General features: G+C 32.9%; 15 protein-coding genes. 9 read left to right on the forward strand and 6 right to left on the reverse strand.

The features are described 5' to 3' along the window. Positions 1 to 54: 54 nt before the first annotated feature. Positions 55 to 1,419, reverse strand: coding sequence for a homocitrate synthase/isopropylmalate synthase family protein (locus tag NEF87_RS09415; protein ID WP_371806203.1), 1,365 nt, complete (start codon positions 1,417 to 1,419; stop codon positions 55 to 57). Between the two features lie 359 nt (positions 1,420 to 1,778). Between NEF87_RS09415 and NEF87_RS09420 the strand changes: the two genes are divergently transcribed. Then, positions 1,779 to 2,558, forward strand: coding sequence for an ATP/GTP-binding protein (locus NEF87_RS09420; protein ID WP_371806204.1), 780 nt, complete (start codon positions 1,779 to 1,781; stop codon positions 2,556 to 2,558). Here NEF87_RS09420 and NEF87_RS09425 read toward each other — a convergent pair. Further along, on the reverse strand, positions 2,555 to 4,648 hold the full coding sequence (locus NEF87_RS09425) for a tetratricopeptide repeat protein (protein ID WP_457919595.1): 2,094 nt from the start codon (positions 4,646 to 4,648) through the stop codon (positions 2,555 to 2,557). The two genes, NEF87_RS09420 and NEF87_RS09425, sit on opposite strands and share 4 nt — an antisense overlap. 279 nt (positions 4,649 to 4,927) lie before the next feature. Between NEF87_RS09425 and albA the strand changes: the two genes are divergently transcribed. Both albA and NEF87_RS09435 read left to right on the forward strand, forming a co-directional pair. Then, on the forward strand, positions 4,928 to 5,206 hold the full coding sequence (gene albA / locus NEF87_RS09430) for a DNA-binding protein Alba (protein ID WP_371806845.1): 279 nt from the start codon (positions 4,928 to 4,930) through the stop codon (positions 5,204 to 5,206). 136 nt (positions 5,207 to 5,342) lie between these two features. Beyond that, on the forward strand, positions 5,343 to 6,392 hold the full coding sequence (locus NEF87_RS09435) for a hypothetical protein (RefSeq protein WP_457919596.1): 1,050 nt from the start codon (positions 5,343 to 5,345) through the stop codon (positions 6,390 to 6,392). On the opposite strand, the gene NEF87_RS09440 is transcribed toward NEF87_RS09435, so the two are convergent. Both NEF87_RS09440 and NEF87_RS09445 read right to left on the reverse strand, forming a co-directional pair. Next, entirely contained in the window at positions 6,393 to 6,857 is a 465-nt protein-coding gene (locus NEF87_RS09440) for a pyridoxamine 5'-phosphate oxidase family protein (RefSeq protein WP_457919597.1), read from the reverse strand. Positions 6,858 to 6,946: 89 nt separating this feature from the next. Further along, the gene (locus NEF87_RS09445) at positions 6,947 to 7,414 is read right to left on the reverse strand and encodes a hypothetical protein (protein ID WP_457919598.1); all 468 of its coding nucleotides are present in this window, start codon (positions 7,412 to 7,414) and stop codon (positions 6,947 to 6,949) included. A gap of 160 nt (positions 7,415 to 7,574) precedes the next feature. On the opposite strand from NEF87_RS09445, the gene NEF87_RS09450 reads away from it, so the two are divergent. Further along, positions 7,575 to 8,123, forward strand: coding sequence for a CBS domain-containing protein (locus tag NEF87_RS09450; protein WP_457919599.1), 549 nt, complete (start codon positions 7,575 to 7,577; stop codon positions 8,121 to 8,123). On the opposite strand, the gene NEF87_RS09455 is transcribed toward NEF87_RS09450, so the two are convergent. After that, positions 8,101 to 9,639, reverse strand: coding sequence for a M14 family zinc carboxypeptidase (locus NEF87_RS09455; RefSeq protein ID WP_457919600.1), 1,539 nt, complete (start codon positions 9,637 to 9,639; stop codon positions 8,101 to 8,103). The two genes, NEF87_RS09450 and NEF87_RS09455, sit on opposite strands and share 23 nt — an antisense overlap. A gap of 227 nt (positions 9,640 to 9,866) precedes the next feature. Between NEF87_RS09455 and NEF87_RS09460 the strand changes: the two genes are divergently transcribed. The 4 genes from NEF87_RS09460 (at position 9,867) to NEF87_RS09475 (ending at position 13,127) form a co-directional block, all read left to right on the forward strand. Then, a complete protein-coding gene (locus NEF87_RS09460) occupies positions 9,867 to 10,520 on the forward strand; it encodes a hypothetical protein (RefSeq protein WP_457919601.1) in 654 nt (217 codons plus the stop codon). Positions 10,521 to 10,671: 151 nt separating this feature from the next. Beyond that, positions 10,672 to 10,965: a hypothetical protein gene (locus NEF87_RS09465; RefSeq protein WP_457919602.1), complete on the forward strand. Its 294-nt coding sequence runs from the start codon at positions 10,672 to 10,674 to the stop codon at positions 10,963 to 10,965. A 94-nt stretch (positions 10,966 to 11,059) separates the two neighbouring features. Beyond that, entirely contained in the window at positions 11,060 to 12,853 is a 1,794-nt protein-coding gene (locus tag NEF87_RS09470; protein ID WP_457919603.1) for a histidine kinase dimerization/phosphoacceptor domain -containing protein, read from the forward strand. 52 nt (positions 12,854 to 12,905) lie between these two features. Then, entirely contained in the window at positions 12,906 to 13,127 is a 222-nt protein-coding gene (locus NEF87_RS09475; protein ID WP_457919604.1) for a hypothetical protein, read from the forward strand. A gap of 9 nt (positions 13,128 to 13,136) precedes the next feature. Here the strand turns inward: NEF87_RS09475 and NEF87_RS09480 are convergent, their stop codons facing one another. Then, positions 13,137 to 14,576 carry a B12-binding domain-containing radical SAM protein gene (locus NEF87_RS09480; RefSeq protein WP_457919605.1) on the reverse strand — a complete coding sequence of 480 codons (1,440 nt, stop codon included), beginning with the start codon at positions 14,574 to 14,576 and terminating at the stop codon, positions 13,137 to 13,139. A gap of 296 nt (positions 14,577 to 14,872) precedes the next feature. On the opposite strand from NEF87_RS09480, the gene NEF87_RS09485 reads away from it, so the two are divergent. Then, positions 14,873 to 17,344, forward strand: a complete 2,472-nt coding sequence (locus NEF87_RS09485) for a methyl-accepting chemotaxis protein (RefSeq protein WP_457919606.1) — start codon at positions 14,873 to 14,875, stop codon at positions 17,342 to 17,344. Positions 17,345 to 17,347: the final 3 nt, after the last annotated feature.

Consider the following 17,347-nt stretch of genomic DNA (forward strand, 5'->3'; position numbering starts at 1 on the left):
TTGTTTTTAAGGTTTTTTCTTATAAGGTTATTGTTTTGGAAAAAATAGATTCGATTAAGTTTCTTGATTCTTTTTATCTGATCCATTTTCTTGGGGATCTGCCCAAGTACCTTTTAAATAATCTCCAGCACGGTTTTGAGCGATTTTAAAGAATTCTGTATCACTAATTCCCGCCCGTATTTTTTCAACCAATACTTTTGTTTGGTGAAATAGCTCCCGTTTTTCTTCCTTGGAAGAATCTTCTTGCAGATTTTTGACATCTCTTAGGATTGCACTAATAATTTCCTTAGGAAGGTGGATATCACTCATTTTAAGCTTTGTTTCAAGCGCATTCACAATAGAACTGGAACCAGAAAATTTCCCAAGATAAATACGTCGTTGTTGACCAACCCATTTTGGATTAATTGGTTCGTAAGAAGCAGGATGGGCTAACATAGCATTGATATGTAACCCACTTTCATGACTAAAAGCATTGCTTCCTACTATGGCCTTATGAGCACTTAAAGGCAACACAAACTTTTCTTCGACTAATTTTGATAATTCAGTGAGTTTTTCAATTTTTATACCAGTATCTATCCCCATTCCCTCGAGATTCATAACAACTTCTTCGAAAGCAGCATTTCCAGCCCGTTCACCATATCCATTCACACAAACATGAGGTAATGTGGCTCCATGATAAACAGCAGTTAAAGTGTTGGAAACGGCTTGTCCAAAATCATTGTGAGTGTGAATACCAAGTTCAGTTGTATCAAAGGGCCACCCTAAATCTTTTTTCAACCATTCAATTAAATATCTTGTAGTGTCGGGTTGTAAAATACCTACTGTATCTCCAATAATTATGGATTCTGCATTATTTAATAATGCTAACTGTCCTATTTTAAGTAAGTGATGAGGTTGGGCCCGTGTCCCATCTTCTGAAACCCAATTGAATTTCAACCCATGATCTCTAGCATAATCGAAAGCCTCTTGGATAAGATAAATTTGCTCCTTCTGGGTCAACTTGAAAATTTTTAGATGTAAATCACTGATGGGCATGAAAATAACAATTTCTTCTAAATCACACCGCATACATGCATCAATATCAGAATTTTTTGGACGGGCAATTCCTAAAACGGTTGAAGTTGAAAACCCTTGAGCATTTATATTCTTTACAATATTTTCTTCGGATTTTGAAACTGCAGGAAAACCCACAGCCATTTTGGCCGTCCCAATCTCATCTAATGCTTGCGCAATAGCTATTTTTTCATCCAGGGTTAGAAATACCCCTGGAGTTTGTTCCCCATCCCGTAAAGTCTCATCCCAAATGGAAACTTTTTTTGGACAACTATCAGGAAGAGCTCCCGGTTGTTTATTATAATCGAAAAGAAGCTCATCGAGTTCTTCTTTTGAAAATTGATATTTATTGCTTTTTAAAGTCATGATCGGGATCGCTCAACATTCTAGTGGTGTTCAAATATATCTTTTCATCTCATTTCATTTATACCTTTTTTTCGATTTCACTCGAAAAGATGGAAAAGACATATTGAGATATCTATTATGGAAAAGAAATGTTAAATATTTGTGAGGAAAGAAAAATTCAAAATTTATCACTTGAAAATTTTAAAAATCGTGATATGGGTGAAATTCAAGAAGCAAGAGTGAATTTGGATATGGTTCTTTAAATTTCAATCATATAAAGGGTCTCCTACAAATTGCTAAATTTCTTTTAAATTATCGAGGCTTCAAAACTTGAAGAATTAAAACAAAAAATTATTTGGAAATGTATCACATGATTATGTATGCTGATACAATATATCATTGGTCCAGCAGGATCTGGTAAAACCACCCTTACTAAAGGTTTAATTGACTATTTGCAGAATTACAATAAAGAAATCTCTGTTATTTCCATGAATCTTGATCCAGCGGTTCAAAAGTTACCCTACACCCCAGATATTGACATTCAAGACTATATCACCGTCGATGAAGTGGTTCAAGAAACAGGTTTAGGTCCAAATGGAGCCATGATTGAAGCAACAGATCGAATGACCAAATATATCGCGGACTTAAAATATGAAATCAACCAGTACAATGACCCTGAAATCATTCTGATTGATACTCCAGGACAAATGGAATTATTCTCATTTCGAAATACTGGCCCTATGATCGCAAATGCTTTGGGTTTTGGAGAAGCAAAGCGTAATATATTATTTTGTTATGATAGTAACCTCTGTCAACGACCAAATGGGTTTATTTCAACCGTTTTACTAGCTGCTTCAGTCCAATATCGGTTTTCCAATTTAAGTCAAATTAATTTACTCACTAAAAAAGATCTCCTCAGCCAAGAACGCTTAGATATGATTTTAGATTGGACTCAAGACGATTACTCCTTAGCAATGGCAACAGAACAAATGGAGAAAGGGATGCTTCGTGAATTTTCGTTGGCCATCAACCGAGTATTTCAAGAATTTGAAGTGATTTCCAACATGATCCCAGTCTCCGCTAAATATAATGAGGGAGTCGATGATGTTTGGGGAGCCATTCAAAAAGCATCCAATGATGATACTTCTCCCTATTATTAATTGGATATTTCAAAGGACAAATTGAAATCCTTAGAAAAGATATTTAAGATTTTTTTTCTAAGATCTCCGAGCCATTTTTCATCAATCAAATTAATATCACCGACATTTTCTATCTCTTCTTGAAAAATGGATTCAAGTTTCTGACGATCTTGGAAAAATGGTTTTAATTTCTCCGAAAAAATTAATGTAAAGAGAAAATATGCTTTTTTATGCTGTCTTTCTTGTTTTTGGGAAGAATCATTTAATGTTATCGCAAAAATTAAGGATCGAAGGTTTCGTTGACCAAAGGGCAAAATCCCAAATAATCCTTGATGGTACGTTTGTCCTTGACCCAATGCAGATGTATAAAGACTCCCACATAAGATTAAATCTTTAAACCAAAGGGGATCTTCTGGATCAAGATTATTTGCTTTCAATACCATCGGTCCCATCACTTCATCAACCTTAAACAAAACCATAAAGGTATCTTGTAAATCTTTGAGCGTTATGCTAGATGAATAATGGGAATCAGTAGTTTTCTTGATCTCATCAACAGCTAATGCTAAAAAAAGTTGATCAGATTCATCTTTCAGACTATTTTCTTGAGTATATTGTCCTGAAGTTAATGCTAAAAATTCTTCACTAATTCGTTTTAAATTTTCAAGTGAACTCTCCGAAGAGATTTTTATTGCTTCAGTGAAATTTTGAATCGCTTGTTCCGTTTGCATATTTATATTGTAGAGTGCACCTTGAATAATTAATAATGTAACATATTTTGGAACTAATCCTTTTGATTTCGAGAAAAATAACGATTCCTCAATATTTTTAGATGCTTTTTGGAGCAATAATTTTTCCTTTGTCTTCTTATATTGGATTAAATAATTCTGAGCCAGTAATATTTTGGCATTTAATTGGAGACCGTTATGGTGAGTTTTCTCAGATATCCAAAAGGCTCTATTTAGAGCTAATTCAGCCTCATAATATTGATGCTTTTCAATATTTATTTTTCCTTTCTCTATCAACACCTGAGCAGCACCAACTTCGGAATTACGCCCCCACGCATATTTATCTGCTTCAATCAAATATTCAAATGATTTCTTAGAATCCATTAGACCCTGATATACTTGAGCCAAAGAAATTAGAATATTTATACGCTGCTCCGTCAATTCTGATTTATCAATAGTATCTAAAGCGAGCTTAAGTTGTTTTTTAGCTTCCTCAAAATTTCCACGTAAGATCCAGAAATTTGCAAATTGAGAATATAGATCAATTTTTTGTATTTGATATTTAGTCATAGAAAATGTTTTTTCTAACTTCTCAAAAATTTCATGAGCTTCTGCAAATTTACCTTGCTCCGTCAAATATCCAGCATAGGTTATTTCAATTGAAACATCATGAATATCATTATCATGAGCAACTTGGATACCTTCTAAGAAATAATCTTTAGCTTGATTATGTTTTCCGAGTAAAATAAGTGATTCGGCAAGATTATTGGAAACAACAACAATTCCCTTATTGAATTTTAATTTTTTGCAAATATCATAGGCAATTTTAAAATATTTTGCAGCTTCTTCTATTTTCCCAAGTGAAACGTAGGACATCGAGATATTATTTGAAATCCGTGCTTTTTCATAATCATATTTATCATAACCTTCGAGAATTTTTTGATTATCTAAATAATAAGTTAACGATTTTTCAATAGAACCTTTGTTATAGAAAGCATGCGCCAAAGAATTGTTTGCACGAACTTTTAATAAAATTTCGTCTTTATTTGTTAATTTTTCGAGAGCGTCATTGCATAAGTTGATACCCGCATCGTTTTCTCCTTGAAAAATCAATATTATTGCTTTCCCAATTAAGGCTTCAACTAATTCAAGACGATAATTATGATCTTGACAAATCTGAATACTTTTCTCATATTTTTCAGAAGCGAGTTCACTCAAACCTTTATCCCAATCAATTTTTGCTAATCCATTCAAACATCTTGATTTGACCAATTGTGATCCAGTTTTACTTAAAATTTCTTCAAATATTAGTTTAGAATTGTCTGGATCTTCCAAAATTTTACTTTGAGCGAGTTCGATCTTTGTTTGAGTTTCGAAATCTGTCACATCAGAAACATGTAGTTTTATTCCTAAATAGTTTATCCTTATAAAGAAATTAGTATTTGGATAGACATATAATTAAATATAACTTATTCTTTGATCAGATTAGAAAGATCCGAATTTATCTGGAATTTTTCTTCTGAATGCATGTATTGGTGTTTGATGCTACAAGTGATGGGTTTTTACATAACAACGGTGAAAAGATGAATGGGTGAAGAACATAGAGATACTCGACAACACGATCGAGATAGAATAGCGCACAGACGGGAGGATAATGATTGTAGTGTGTATATAGGAAAGCGTCCGACCATGAACTACGTTATGGCGGCGATGGTAATCTTAAACAAGAACGAAGATTGTACAATTAAAGCACGCGGCAGAGCAATTTCCCATGCAGTCGATGTGGCAGAAATTCTCATCAATAAATTTTATCCGAGTGCTTTTTATAAAGACATAAAGATTTCAACGGAACACTTACAGAATGATGACCATAAAGTTTCTAATGTCAGTTCAATGGAAATTGTTTTAGGACCACGCAAACCACAAGAACCAGAACAAAATTAGACAATCCTTTTTGAATACCAAAAAAAACTCTTTTTTAAATTCTCTTCTTAAATAACTTTAAAATCCTTCAGTTTAAAAAAAACCTCCTTCTTTTCTTATGATCACTTTTATTACCACCTTTGAAAATAAAAGATACATGGGCGATTTAGATGAAAAACTCGATCAATATTCCCAATATGAAAATTATGCAATCATTTCCTCAAAGAATAATCGCTTAATTACTGATCAAAATAAGGTTTTTATCCCATTCCGAGCAGTCTATGAAATTGAAATGTTAGTTTCACTCTATTTAATCAATTATTCCTATGATTCAATTGAAAAAGGAGCGTTTTCAATGATGGATGTCAACGAATTAAGCAATCTTTTAGGAATCGCTGAAAAAAGCCTTTATCGAAATATTGTTGAAAGATTTTTTGTATCCTTTGAAAAAATTAAGCCCATAAGATTAAATGCACGAGATAACAGCGATCGAAAACGAATGGGAAATGTAAATGCCTATTCTGAATCTCGAATACCTGCTTTTTTTGCTGTAGATCGGCTGAAGGTCAAATTCCTGATCTTAAAGAAAATTCTCACAAAACTGAAAGAAAATGATTTTATTCTTCAAAAAATGACTTTATTGCAAATAGAACCAGATACAACCTTGGAAACTGTGGTATTCGAAGAATATTATAAATACCTAACGGAATATTTTAATATTATAACCCCAAAAAAGGAGTTTTCTCATTCCAAACATAACGTTCTATATAGTATTGGCACTGAAAAGCTAGAAGAAATCCGCGGATATCTGAGTCTTGCCAAAAATTCACCATTAAATTATATTATGAGAAGTTTAAAATCTTCTCTTTTTGTGTGTAATTTAATCTTTACTCAAATGGATGTTCCAGATCCATTTTACCACACTGATGAAACAATCATCGATATTCGCGAAACCATTGCGGATCCCCAATTAATTCCGAGTTTGGTTCAGGAATTAGATGTCGCCTTAAGAAATAAAAATATCACAATGGCAGAAGAATTGCATGATAAGTTCGAATTATTAGTTAAACGTATTTTGAAAGCCCTTAGCAATGCAATCACAACTGCATCCAACGGACAGATTCATTTACGAGTAGAAGAGACTCTATATTCCACAGGAAGTATCTTTGAAAATGAAAAAAAGAGGGAAAAATTGGACAAGAAGTAATTATTGCAACTTTTTTCGGTAATTCTTGATAAACCTTTCAGATTCATCAGTTTTTACATTTAATATAAAATATTCTTTCCCCCCTGGAGGATGATATTCAACTTGACTAAGATCCAATTGATAGAGCACAAAATTAGGATCAGTTGATACCGACCAATAATCTTGGAAAAAAGGAATCTCAATCGAGAGATCTTCTCTTATTGCGGGGTCGTGAATTTCAAGTGCTTTACCAATAGCACGAATATTGTGAAAACCATCTTCATTTTCGGCAACCAAACTAAATTCTACTTTGTTATTTTTCCGGAGTTGTTCACATTTTGGCCGACCATTGACACTACAAAACCACAACTGTTCTTGATAAGAAATTAATGAAACCATACGTACATGGGGTTGATCGCCCTCACAATTTGCAAGATAAATCAAGGGGAAAGATGTAAAAAAGGGTCTAATATTTGAATAGTTCATAGTCGAATTATAGTGATATTAACTTAAGAAAATTTATATAAAAAAGGGACATTTTCAAAATACATATACTTAAAACCAAAATTTCACACTCAATTTAGAGTGTCAGTAGCAAGATCATGCAAAGACTTATGAAAAGATTTAACATTCAAAAGAAACTCGTCAACACTCCCTTCAAGATTAATTTTTTCTAAAAAGATTTGCTTAAATAAAAGAATTCCTTGCGACAAGAAGTTTTCTCTCTTAGCTTGAGTCAAGTCATAAAATTCTTGATAATTTTTATAACCCAACTCTTTAAAATATCCCGGATCCCCATTCATTGTTCTAGCCCATTCAAATTGATAGCGTCTTCCATCTTTCCAACAAATTGAAAGTAGAGGAGTAGATTCCAAGGAACTATCTTGATATAAATTTAAGTGATCAAAAATACGTTGAAGAATTTTTAGGTGATAAAGAACCTCATATTGGGTTGAATAGATAGATTGCCATAAATTGAAAGTTTCTTCGATGGTAGGAAAGGTTGAAATATTTCTCGCATGTAGTAAAGTTTCCAAGGTCATTAAAATTTCACTTCAAATCTATGTAAGAATTCCTATCTATATAAGAAAATTGTCATATTATATGCCCCAAAGGCATTTTTTGGAATTAATAGGAATAATTGCCCACAGATTATATTCATAATAGGAATAATTTTTTAAAGCTTTTTTCTTTTAGTAAATTATGGAAGTTCCGAAGTTAAGCAATGTAAGAATCATACGAGAAAAGCTTAAATGGACCCAAAAGCAACTTGCCGATGCAGTTGGGATTGGACAATCCTATATCGCCAAAATTGAATCAAATAAACAGATACCCTCCTATGAAATCGCCTCCTTAATCTTTCATGTTTTAAATGAAGAATTGTTGAAACAAGACAAAAATCCACCTATTATTCGAAATATTGCCACTAAAAAAAGTAAGTTACGTTCCTTGCATCCTTTAGATACATTGAGCACAGCGTTTAGACAAATAGGAGATGTAGATCAGCTTCCTGTCATTGAAGACGACCGTTGTGTAGGAGTAATCACTTCACAAATATTGCTCCGGATGGAAAATACTAAAAAATCAAAAGACACAATGGTAAAAGAAATCATGGAAGGGCCATTACCTGCCTTTTCTGAAACCACCCCCATAAGTCAGATGCGAGATCTCATGCGTCATTTTTCTGCCGCAATGGTTTTAGATATGAATGGAAAAGTTTCAGGTATTATTACACGGTCAGATTTCTTCTAAACAACCCTTTTTTTCTCATTACAAAAAGACCGATAGAAAGACAAGCAAATCCTCCAAGAATAATATAGAGAATTGGAGATTTCCTTTCAGGTTCTGGATTATCATAATTCGCTAAGAAAAATAATCCCCGATAAATCAATGCAGAATTATCAATAACCTTATCAGCTGCAGGATTAAAGAAATCCCAAATACCTGTATCGCTATAAATTCCAGTGCTTTCATTGAAGGAAGAACGGTATGCTGATTCATTTCCATAAGTTTCTAAACAATATGCTAAACGATTTTCGGAATGTTTCCAATACATCCACGGAGCAAATAAACCTGCAGGATTTCTCATAGCTCCAGAATGAAAACCTAGTTTAATCTCCAAAGATCGAGTTACATTAAAGTAATTGGATAGATCAAATTTTTCTTTTCCCTTTTGATTTTTAATGTATGGGTAGTATATCGCTTGAATGCCAGAATGCAGTGAAACAGCAGTTTTGAAAGAGTGTTTAGAAATGAAATTCTTTAAATTTTTTGTGCAATCTTCGGAAAAGGCATATTCGCCAGAATAGATAAATGAATTTTGATCTTTTGAGGAAAAAGAAAGATCTCCAAAACCGTAATTATAATTTCGATTTGGATCCGTTCCTTTCATCACAATATCACCGACAATGGAGTCATTATTCATATCTATACCTTCATAACCAGTAATTGATCCTTCAATTTGATCAGTCTTTGTATAATAGGCTTCAATATACCCATTATTGTTCAAATCTGTTAATTCAAGGTTGGAAAATTCGTACACATCTTTTGGTAAATTCATCCCACTGGTTGTTTTCCGTTGCCAAGGATTGATACTTATGAGCATCGCTCCATCAATATTTAATGACGGGATTATATAAATCTCTCGGGAACTTAAGGTGTGCAACGCATCAAAATCTTGTTGTTGTGCATCAAAAATCAATCTATCCATGAAATACAGGGCGTTTTCAACAGTGATTTGTTCCCGAGCATGATGTTGAGCCACGATAAGAATTTCTTCTTTGGAATTTACAGACATCTTATCTGTGAGTTTAATCCCATAGATTTCATGATTTAGATGAGTTTTACCTATAGTAAATACCTCACAATAGTTTGGAAATGAAGATTCAAGATCCGTTAATTTTTCAATAATTTCTGTATAATTGTGAAATTTCCCGAAGGAAGGTCCAAATTGGAGAATATCATCCCCAGCAATATCACCCGGAGCATCACTAAATTCATCCCAAATATATTCATAGTCCGCAGCTTGATGAAGATGAGCCGTTAGAGGAATAGTTGAAAAAGTAGAACTAGATAAGTTTAAAGAAAGAAAACTGGGAGATGATAATGAAATTATCAAAAATGTCATGAAGAAGTGATATTTAATGATATGTTGATTCACACTAAATAAATAATCTGGTAATATTAAAGGAACACACCTATATTTGGAAAATTGTTCATGAAAAAATGTATAGACATTGGATATATAGCTTCGATTCGAATTGCACATTGTAATTTTTTCATTATTTTGATATAAATATTCCAAACCAATTGCATTAATGATCCCCAATATTTTTAGAAATAAGAACATCCTTTCAGAGATAGCAAATTAAAAATTCATGCGATTTTTTTTTTATTTATCATTAAATGAATTAGAACCTATCAATCCGTTGAAATTATATAGATTATACCATTTAATTTATCTAAGCAATTCAATGTATAATTGATGTGACAGTTATGGGTTTTAAAGATAAGTTAAAAAATTCCTTTGAATCGGTTTCCGATAAACTTCAAACTATGAGTTCAAGTTTGACAAAAGTTATAAAAAGTGCTAAAGATTCAAGTAAATCTCACGAAAAATTAAGTGAAGATAAAAAAGAAGAAGCAACAGCACTGAAAATCCTGATGGAAGAATCCTCAGAGAAATTTAAGGAAATTTCCAAACCATTTAATGAGATTTTTGCGAACATAGAGGCAAAACGGTTAGAAATGACTCAAGAATTGAATGCTCAATTCATTCAACCATTAGAAGGATTAGTACAAGATTGGTTAGCTTTACAAGATGTTATTAAAGAGGAAGAAAAGGCTCAAAAAAACCATCTGAAGGCAAAAAACTCTCTCGAGAAAAAACATCAAAAATTTGAAAAAACACCTGAGAAAATGAAACCAGGTGAGATTGATAATGCAGCAACAGAAGTAGCAAATTGTTTTGATCAATTAAAAATAAAACAAGAAGAAAAAGAAAAAGTGGCTGCAGAATACGAAAAGAAGAAAAGTACGATTTTATCGCAAGCTCTATCAGATTCCATAAAAATTCAAGGCAAATTCCATCAAAATGTTGTAGATAACCTTGTTGATGCAAATGAAATTTTGGAAACCTTAAATTCTTAGAAAATAATTTTTAAAATCTTTTTTTGTCGTTATTTTTTCCCCGCTTTTTCAAGTAATCTAAAAAATAACAAAAGTCCTTGGTGTTTTTAGTGATTTCTCGTTGTTTATATCTATAGATTACAAAATATGGTTTATCATAAAAGTGAAAAAAATGTTCCTAAAACACGCACCCTATTATTCCATGCAATTTCCTCGCCGAAATACAACCATCATCCCTCAAAATGAAGAAGAAATGCAAAAAATTGTCCAAATTCTTTCAAGATCAAACATTTCATACGATTCATCGACCAAAGGTCGGATTATTATCAAAATGAAACCAATTGATACTTTATTAAAAATTGATCATTATTTAAAAGAAAATAAAGCAAATGAACTTTTTAATAGTAAATTAGCTAATATTATCAAAAATGATTTCAAAACCATCTCGTTACTAAAAGCTTTGTAATATTTTTTAGTTATAAGCCACCTCCGCCTTTTTTATCTTTTTTTTTTAACAAATAAAATTCATAAGGATCATCGTTCTAGTTAATTTGCAGTTTATGAAATTCCCTACCAAAAAAATGTTTCATAATTTTTCCTACAAAACGAATCTAATAGTCGCATTTATTTTAGTTCTTATGCCCGTTTTTGTAGCTACTTCAATTTTTGTATATTCCAATAGCAAAAATAGGGCGGAGGCAGATTTTGAACAGTCGAAAATAAGATGTGAGTATGAAATCACTAGTACAATAAAATTGGTAGATGAAGGTTGGAAAATTTTTGAAAAATCTTTAGAACAAAACATGATTGATGCATTTGAAGTGTTTGAAGCTGCATATAATGCATCGGGTTCAAATCCAGCCGAAATGAATTTAACAGCACTCCGGTCGGAAATTGGATTTAAATACGATTTATATATTATTAATGCTTCGGGAGTTATTATAGCTACAACCTATAAAACAGATCTATATTTGGATTTCTCCAATTTAACCACATTTTTTGCGATATTAACAGAAATTCGACAAGGTGATCAGTTTGTGTCTGATCGAATCACCACAGAAACACTAACTGGGATATTACGAAAATTTGCTTATATGCCTACACCGGATCATCAGTATTTATTGGAATTAGGGTTAGTTTCGGATGAATTCTCTTCTACAATTGATGAATTGAATTATTTAAACATTGCAGATAAATTAATTCCCTTAGATCCCTACTTAGAAAATATCCGGATCTTCGACCGTTTGGCGTATCAAGAAGGACTTTCGGATTTTCAACCATCTCCAGAATTATTTGATATCGTAAGATCTGTCTATGAAACTGGAAACAAATATGAATTTAAAAATGAGACCACAGGTCAATTGATCAAATATATTTTTGTTGACTTGAGTGATCCGAATTATCCGAGTAATATATCAAAAATCGTAGAAATTACATATAATAACAATTTGATTGAAGAAGAATTATTAGAATTACGGATTCAATTTATTTTCGCCAATTTGCTTATAGTAAGTGTGATTTTAATCATAGTAATAGTCATCACAAAAATTTTCACAGCTCCCATTAATGAAATTGTTCAAGGTGTGAATGAAATAGCCAAGGGAGATCTAAATTATGTTATTGCCACCAAAACTCAAACAGATCTTCAGTCCATAGTAGAAAGTATCAATCTTATGGTTCGAGAACGGAAACGGATTGATGACGAGTTATTGCAGGAAGGAATAAATTTAAAAAAATCGTTAGAAGACAAGGAAATACTCCTAAAAGAAATTCATCATCGTGTTAAAAATAATTTACAAATAATTTCAAGCTTAGCAAGATTGCAAAAAAATAGCGATATATCGACAGATATTATTCAGGCAAACAAAGATTTCCAAAATAGAATTCAAATAATGGCAATGATCCACGAAATATTATATGGTTCAAACGATATGGAATTTATTAATCTGGATCAGTATGTTACTCAATTAGTTGATTTTCTCTTTCGATCTTTCCAAATTTCTAAATCAGAAATTCTTGTTGAAATTGAAATTGATGAAATACGATTAAATTTAGATCAAGGGGTATTATGTGGAATAATTATCAATGAAATTATCACAAATGCCTTGAAGTATGCTTTTCCCAAGAAGTCTCTCTCCAATACTATTCATATCAATATCGAAGAACAAAATAACGGAACGATCACAATGGTTTTTAGCGATAATGGTGTGGGATTACCTTTAGACTTTGATCATGTCACAAGTAAGACTTTGGGAATGCAACTTATATATGGCTTGTCAAAACAGTTAGGAGGATCAATATCAGTATACCGAGATAGTGGTCTAAGATATGAAATTAGCTTCAAAAAAATATAATTTATCGTGATTGATCGAATAGATTATATACGATATTCGCCCATCATTTGTTATGCATAATATTCCTTCCCCGAAACTACCACCATCCCCTCCAACGACAAAAGCGATAAAGAAAGAAAATTTTTGTATGATTCATAAAGGACCTATCCAAGGGGAAACTTATACATGTAAATGCGGTGCACAAATGTGTAGAAATTGTGCAACAGAACGGAAGAATAATTCTCAAAACCGATTATGCCCTGTCTGTTCCTCAGTCATTTTTCTGAAGTCTTGAATGAAAAGCTTAAATTCCTAATTTCTTCTTAAGAGCGTTTGCTTTGGTGATCATTTCTAGGATTTGAGATTTATTGAGTGTTTCAGTCTCCATGAGGACCTCATGGCAATTAAACTGATCGTAATCTGTATTGATCACGGTAATGCCATATTTTTCAGGATGTAATACTAGATCAGACCCTGGATAAGGTGTAGTTACGAAGAAATTGACATGATCAATCCCTTTTTCAAATGGTAGCTTCTCGGCAAATTCTAATGTTTGTTGAAATCGTTCTGGAGTATCCCCGGGCAACCCTATCACAAAATAAGCTTGAATTGCAATTCCAGCGTTTTTCATGATATGAATACCCTCGGCGACTTTATCGGGGTTTTGAAACTTAAAATTGGTTCGAAGCACTTCAGGAGAAGCAGATTCAATACCCGTAGCAATCAATTTACCATTAGATTGTCTCACTTTATGAGCCTCTTCAGTAGTAATCACATCCGCTCGGAGTTCAGCCCCCCATGGAAGCATTTTTTCTCGAGTAATTAGCTCATCCAAAAAATAATTAAAGTATTTGTGGTTAATATTGATGTTGTCGTAAAAATTAATGAAACGATAGGTGGATCCCGAGAGAATATAATCTACTTCTTGCATAACTTGTTCTACTGATCGAATTCGCATTTTAGGAAAAAGTTTGGTGCGGGAACAGAAAGAACACTGGTTTGGACATCCACGATTAACGATAATATCGGCAACGGAATATACTCGTGAGATTAGATGTCGAGCGGGAAGAGGCAATTGATCTAAATTTGTCGGTTCAGGAAACCCAGAATAGATCACTTGCCTTACTCCGTCATCTGTTGGGGATTGATCTAAGAAAGTAATCCCTTTTGGTTTGGATGGAGTTTGGTTAATCCTTTGAAAAAGCAGTTCTTTTGAATTTAATGATTGTGAGAGCAAATGTGTTTCATTATCATAAACAAAATCAATATAAGGTTTAATTAAAAGCTGATCTACAACCCAAGGTAAAGAATTTTCAGCTTCTCCCACAAAAATCATATCTACAAATGGATACTTAATAAGAATTCGCTGATATTCAAAAGATACATGTGGTCCCCCTAAGGTCAAAAATAAATTAGGGTTAGTATTTTTCATTATAGAGGCTAATTCCATAACTGCAGAGAAAGTATTTGTAAGAGCAGTCAACCCTACAAATCGATATTTCAGTGCTTGATACTTTAAATAGCCAATTGGATCTTCCAAAATAGTACAATCAATTATTTCGACCGAATATCCTTTTTTTTCGAGTATTTGAGCTAAGAGCATTAATCCAGTAGGGGGTTCTCGAAGAAATTGATCTACATATTCTAAAATTCCACCCCTATATCGAGCGGACTGTTCAAAATTTCTTTGAGCTGAATCTTCTGAAAATTCTGTTTTCCAATTAATCAAAGCAATATCGATCATAGAACTTAAGTAAAAAAAACAAACCAAAAAATAAGGATTTTACTTAAGTTAAAAAACAAATCAAAAATAAGAATTTCGCGATATTTTTTTTGCAAAATTTTTGATTTCTATTAAAAGAGACATTTTTGGAAAATTTCTATTTTGGTTCATCTCAAATCGGATAACCTAAAAGCAAAATTAGAACACACATTTCTGACACTCGAATCCCATTTATGAAATGATCTTGGAAGAATTCCAATAGAGGACCATATATTGCGATTTATGTTTATTTGATACGATACTTAAAGTGAACAATTATGAAATTAAAAATCAATATTAATAGCTTTCGAGTTAAAATGCTGCTGATAGCAATAGTAATGCCCGCAATTTTTATGTTAGGTATGAATATTATCAGCGGTTTAACCGTAAGGAATAATATTACAGCTTTTGTTGAGAATGAAATTCAATTAAACTCAGAACAGGTGGCTTTATTAGTCGAAGAAGGAGATAAAAATCTGGAGAGAGCGTATTTTAATGCAAACGAAAGTTTCGATACTCAAATTCGAGATCAAGTCTATTCACTCTACTCAGACATTGAATTCTATTACAATGAGGTCCAAGAAGGAAGACTGAACACATCAGAAGCACAAATATTGGCTAAAAATTTAACTAATAATAAGCGATATGGGGAAGATCTGTCTCAATATTTTTGGATTTATAACAGCACTCACCATTCAATTGCCCATGGAACACATCCAGAACGATATGGATTATCCTATTCGACAAGCCAAACTGCTATCGATTTTGTGGACATGGCTTTAAATTCTAATGATAATGAGGGATATGTATTTTATGCCCAAGTAGGAACCGATATCTTGAAAAAAGCATTTGTGAAAGGTTTTGAACCTTGGGGATGGGCAGTTTGTACAGGTACAACATTAGCGAATATTGAAAATGAATTTGCTGCTTTAAAAAATGAAACTGTTTCAGATCTTAAAACAAATCTAGCTTCCATGGAAGTACTGGACGGAGGATATATTGCAATTTTAGATAGTAATGAATCCGTAATATATCATCCAGATAAATCGGTTGAGGGAACAACATTTACCGCTTTGGATGAAATCTCAGGGGATCGACTTTCCAGTAAAATGTTTACAACCGACACCGGTTTTTTGGAATACGGATATCAAGGAGATGTGAAATTGATGTATGTCGCCCACGTAGAAGGAGACTATTTAGATTACTATGTATTTTCTGCTGTAACTAAAGATGCAATTACTTCCTCCGTTCGAGCGACCACAAATATTCAATATATTGTTATGGGTGCAGGAATTGCAATTATGATTGTCATCGGATTGTTTTTTGCCCAGAGTATGAGTAATCCAATCATTGATTTAACTTCAAAATCAAAAATGATAGCCAACCAAGAATATGTCGAAAATGTCCAAAACGATCGGAAAGATGAAATAGGCGAACTTTCTGTAGCTTTAGGAGAAATGGTAAAGAATATACAAAATCAAATAGAATATAACCGAGCAATCATCGATACATCTCCTAATCCACAAATATTATTGGATGAAGCTTATAATATTGTTGATGTAAATGTAGAAACAACAAAAATTTTAGGTATTTCAAAAGATCAGATCATTGGAGAACCAATTAGAATTGTATTTGGAAATTCAGCGGAATATGAAGAAGCAATTGATAAAATTCGAAAAGAAAATAAGCTAAAAGATTATCAAATGACTCCAAAATCAAAACAAGGCACGCAATATCGCATGCTATCAGATCTTGATATCATGAATGATAAAAAGGGAAATTTTCTAGGTTATTTAATGACTTTTTCAGACATAACAAGCATAATCACCTTGATTGATAATGTGAAAGGAGTTGCAAATGAAGTTTCTGCCATGGCTCAACAATTAAGTGAATCCTCCAATCAAATAAATATTTCAATTCAAGAGATCACATCTGGGTCCCAAGATGTAGCCCGAGGGGCCCAACATCAAACACAGTCAGTGAATCAAATTTCTAACGCAGTCTCCGATGTGCAAAATGAAAGTCAAGTTTTAGTTTCCCGAACATTGAAAATTGCAACAGAATCTAAAGAAGGACAGGAAATGGCCCAAGAAGGAAAAACTTTGACAAATTCATTAGCAAATCAAATTGAAGAAATTAACAAAGGTGCGGGTTATGTGGCAGAAGTAATGGGATCTTTATCAAAGAAGAGCAGTGCAATAAATAAAATCGTTGATGTCATTTCAGGTATTGCAACCGAAACGAATTTGTTAGCTTTGAACGCAGCCATTGAAGCTGCACGAGCAGGAGATGCGGGGAAAGGATTTGCCGTAGTTGCAGAACAAGTCCGAAAACTGGCTGAAGATTCCAAGCAAGCAGCAGATCAGATCAACGAATTGATAAGTGCCATCCAAACTGAAGTCTCACTTGCGGTTAGTGCAACTGATGAAACAGTTTTACAGGTCAAAAATGGAAAAAATGCCTTAGAGGGAACTTCCACAAAATTGGATGCCCTTTTTGAAATAATAAATAAAACCGATTTAGGTATTCAAGATGCGATTCAGTCTATTAAAGCAAGTGATGAAAACATTAATGAAATTGCATCCAATGTCCAAAATATTAACGCTGTAATTGAGCAATCATCAGGCACAGCCCAAGAACTGTCATCCTCAACAGAAGAAATGGCATCAACGCTCGAAGAAATGAGTGCTGCAGCAGAAGAATTAAATGCCGCCGCTGAACGACTATTTATTGAAGTTGATAAAATTTAACCT

This window comes from Candidatus Lokiarchaeum ossiferum (assembly GCA_025839675.1).
Classification (GTDB): Archaea; Asgardarchaeota; Lokiarchaeia; order Sigyniarchaeales; family Promethearchaeaceae; genus Lokiarchaeum; species Lokiarchaeum ossiferum.

Coding starts and splice junctions, on each gene's coding strand:
- NEF87_RS09485 (WP_457919606.1), top strand. CDS start 14,873: ATGAAATTAAAAATCAATATTAATAGCTTTCGAGTTAAAATGCTGCTG.
- NEF87_RS09435 (WP_457919596.1), top strand. CDS start 5,343: ATGGGCGATTTAGATGAAAAACTCGATCAATATTCCCAATATGAAAAT.
- NEF87_RS09460 (WP_457919601.1), top strand. CDS start 9,867: ATGGGTTTTAAAGATAAGTTAAAAAATTCCTTTGAATCGGTTTCCGAT.
- NEF87_RS09420 (WP_371806204.1), top strand. CDS start 1,779: ATGCTGATACAATATATCATTGGTCCAGCAGGATCTGGTAAAACCACC.
- NEF87_RS09440 (WP_457919597.1), bottom strand. CDS start 6,857: ATGAACTATTCAAATATTAGACCCTTTTTTACATCTTTCCCCTTGATT.
- NEF87_RS09455 (WP_457919600.1), bottom strand. CDS start 9,639: ATGTGCAATTCGAATCGAAGCTATATATCCAATGTCTATACATTTTTT.
- NEF87_RS09475 (WP_457919604.1), top strand. CDS start 12,906: ATGCATAATATTCCTTCCCCGAAACTACCACCATCCCCTCCAACGACA.
- NEF87_RS09450 (WP_457919599.1), top strand. CDS start 7,575: ATGGAAGTTCCGAAGTTAAGCAATGTAAGAATCATACGAGAAAAGCTT.
- NEF87_RS09465 (WP_457919602.1), top strand. CDS start 10,672: ATGTTCCTAAAACACGCACCCTATTATTCCATGCAATTTCCTCGCCGA.
- NEF87_RS09415 (WP_371806203.1), bottom strand. CDS start 1,419: ATGACTTTAAAAAGCAATAAATATCAATTTTCAAAAGAAGAACTCGAT.
- NEF87_RS09480 (WP_457919605.1), bottom strand. CDS start 14,576: ATGATCGATATTGCTTTGATTAATTGGAAAACAGAATTTTCAGAAGAT.
- NEF87_RS09445 (WP_457919598.1), bottom strand. CDS start 7,414: ATGACCTTGGAAACTTTACTACATGCGAGAAATATTTCAACCTTTCCT.
- NEF87_RS09470 (WP_457919603.1), top strand. CDS start 11,060: ATGAAATTCCCTACCAAAAAAATGTTTCATAATTTTTCCTACAAAACG.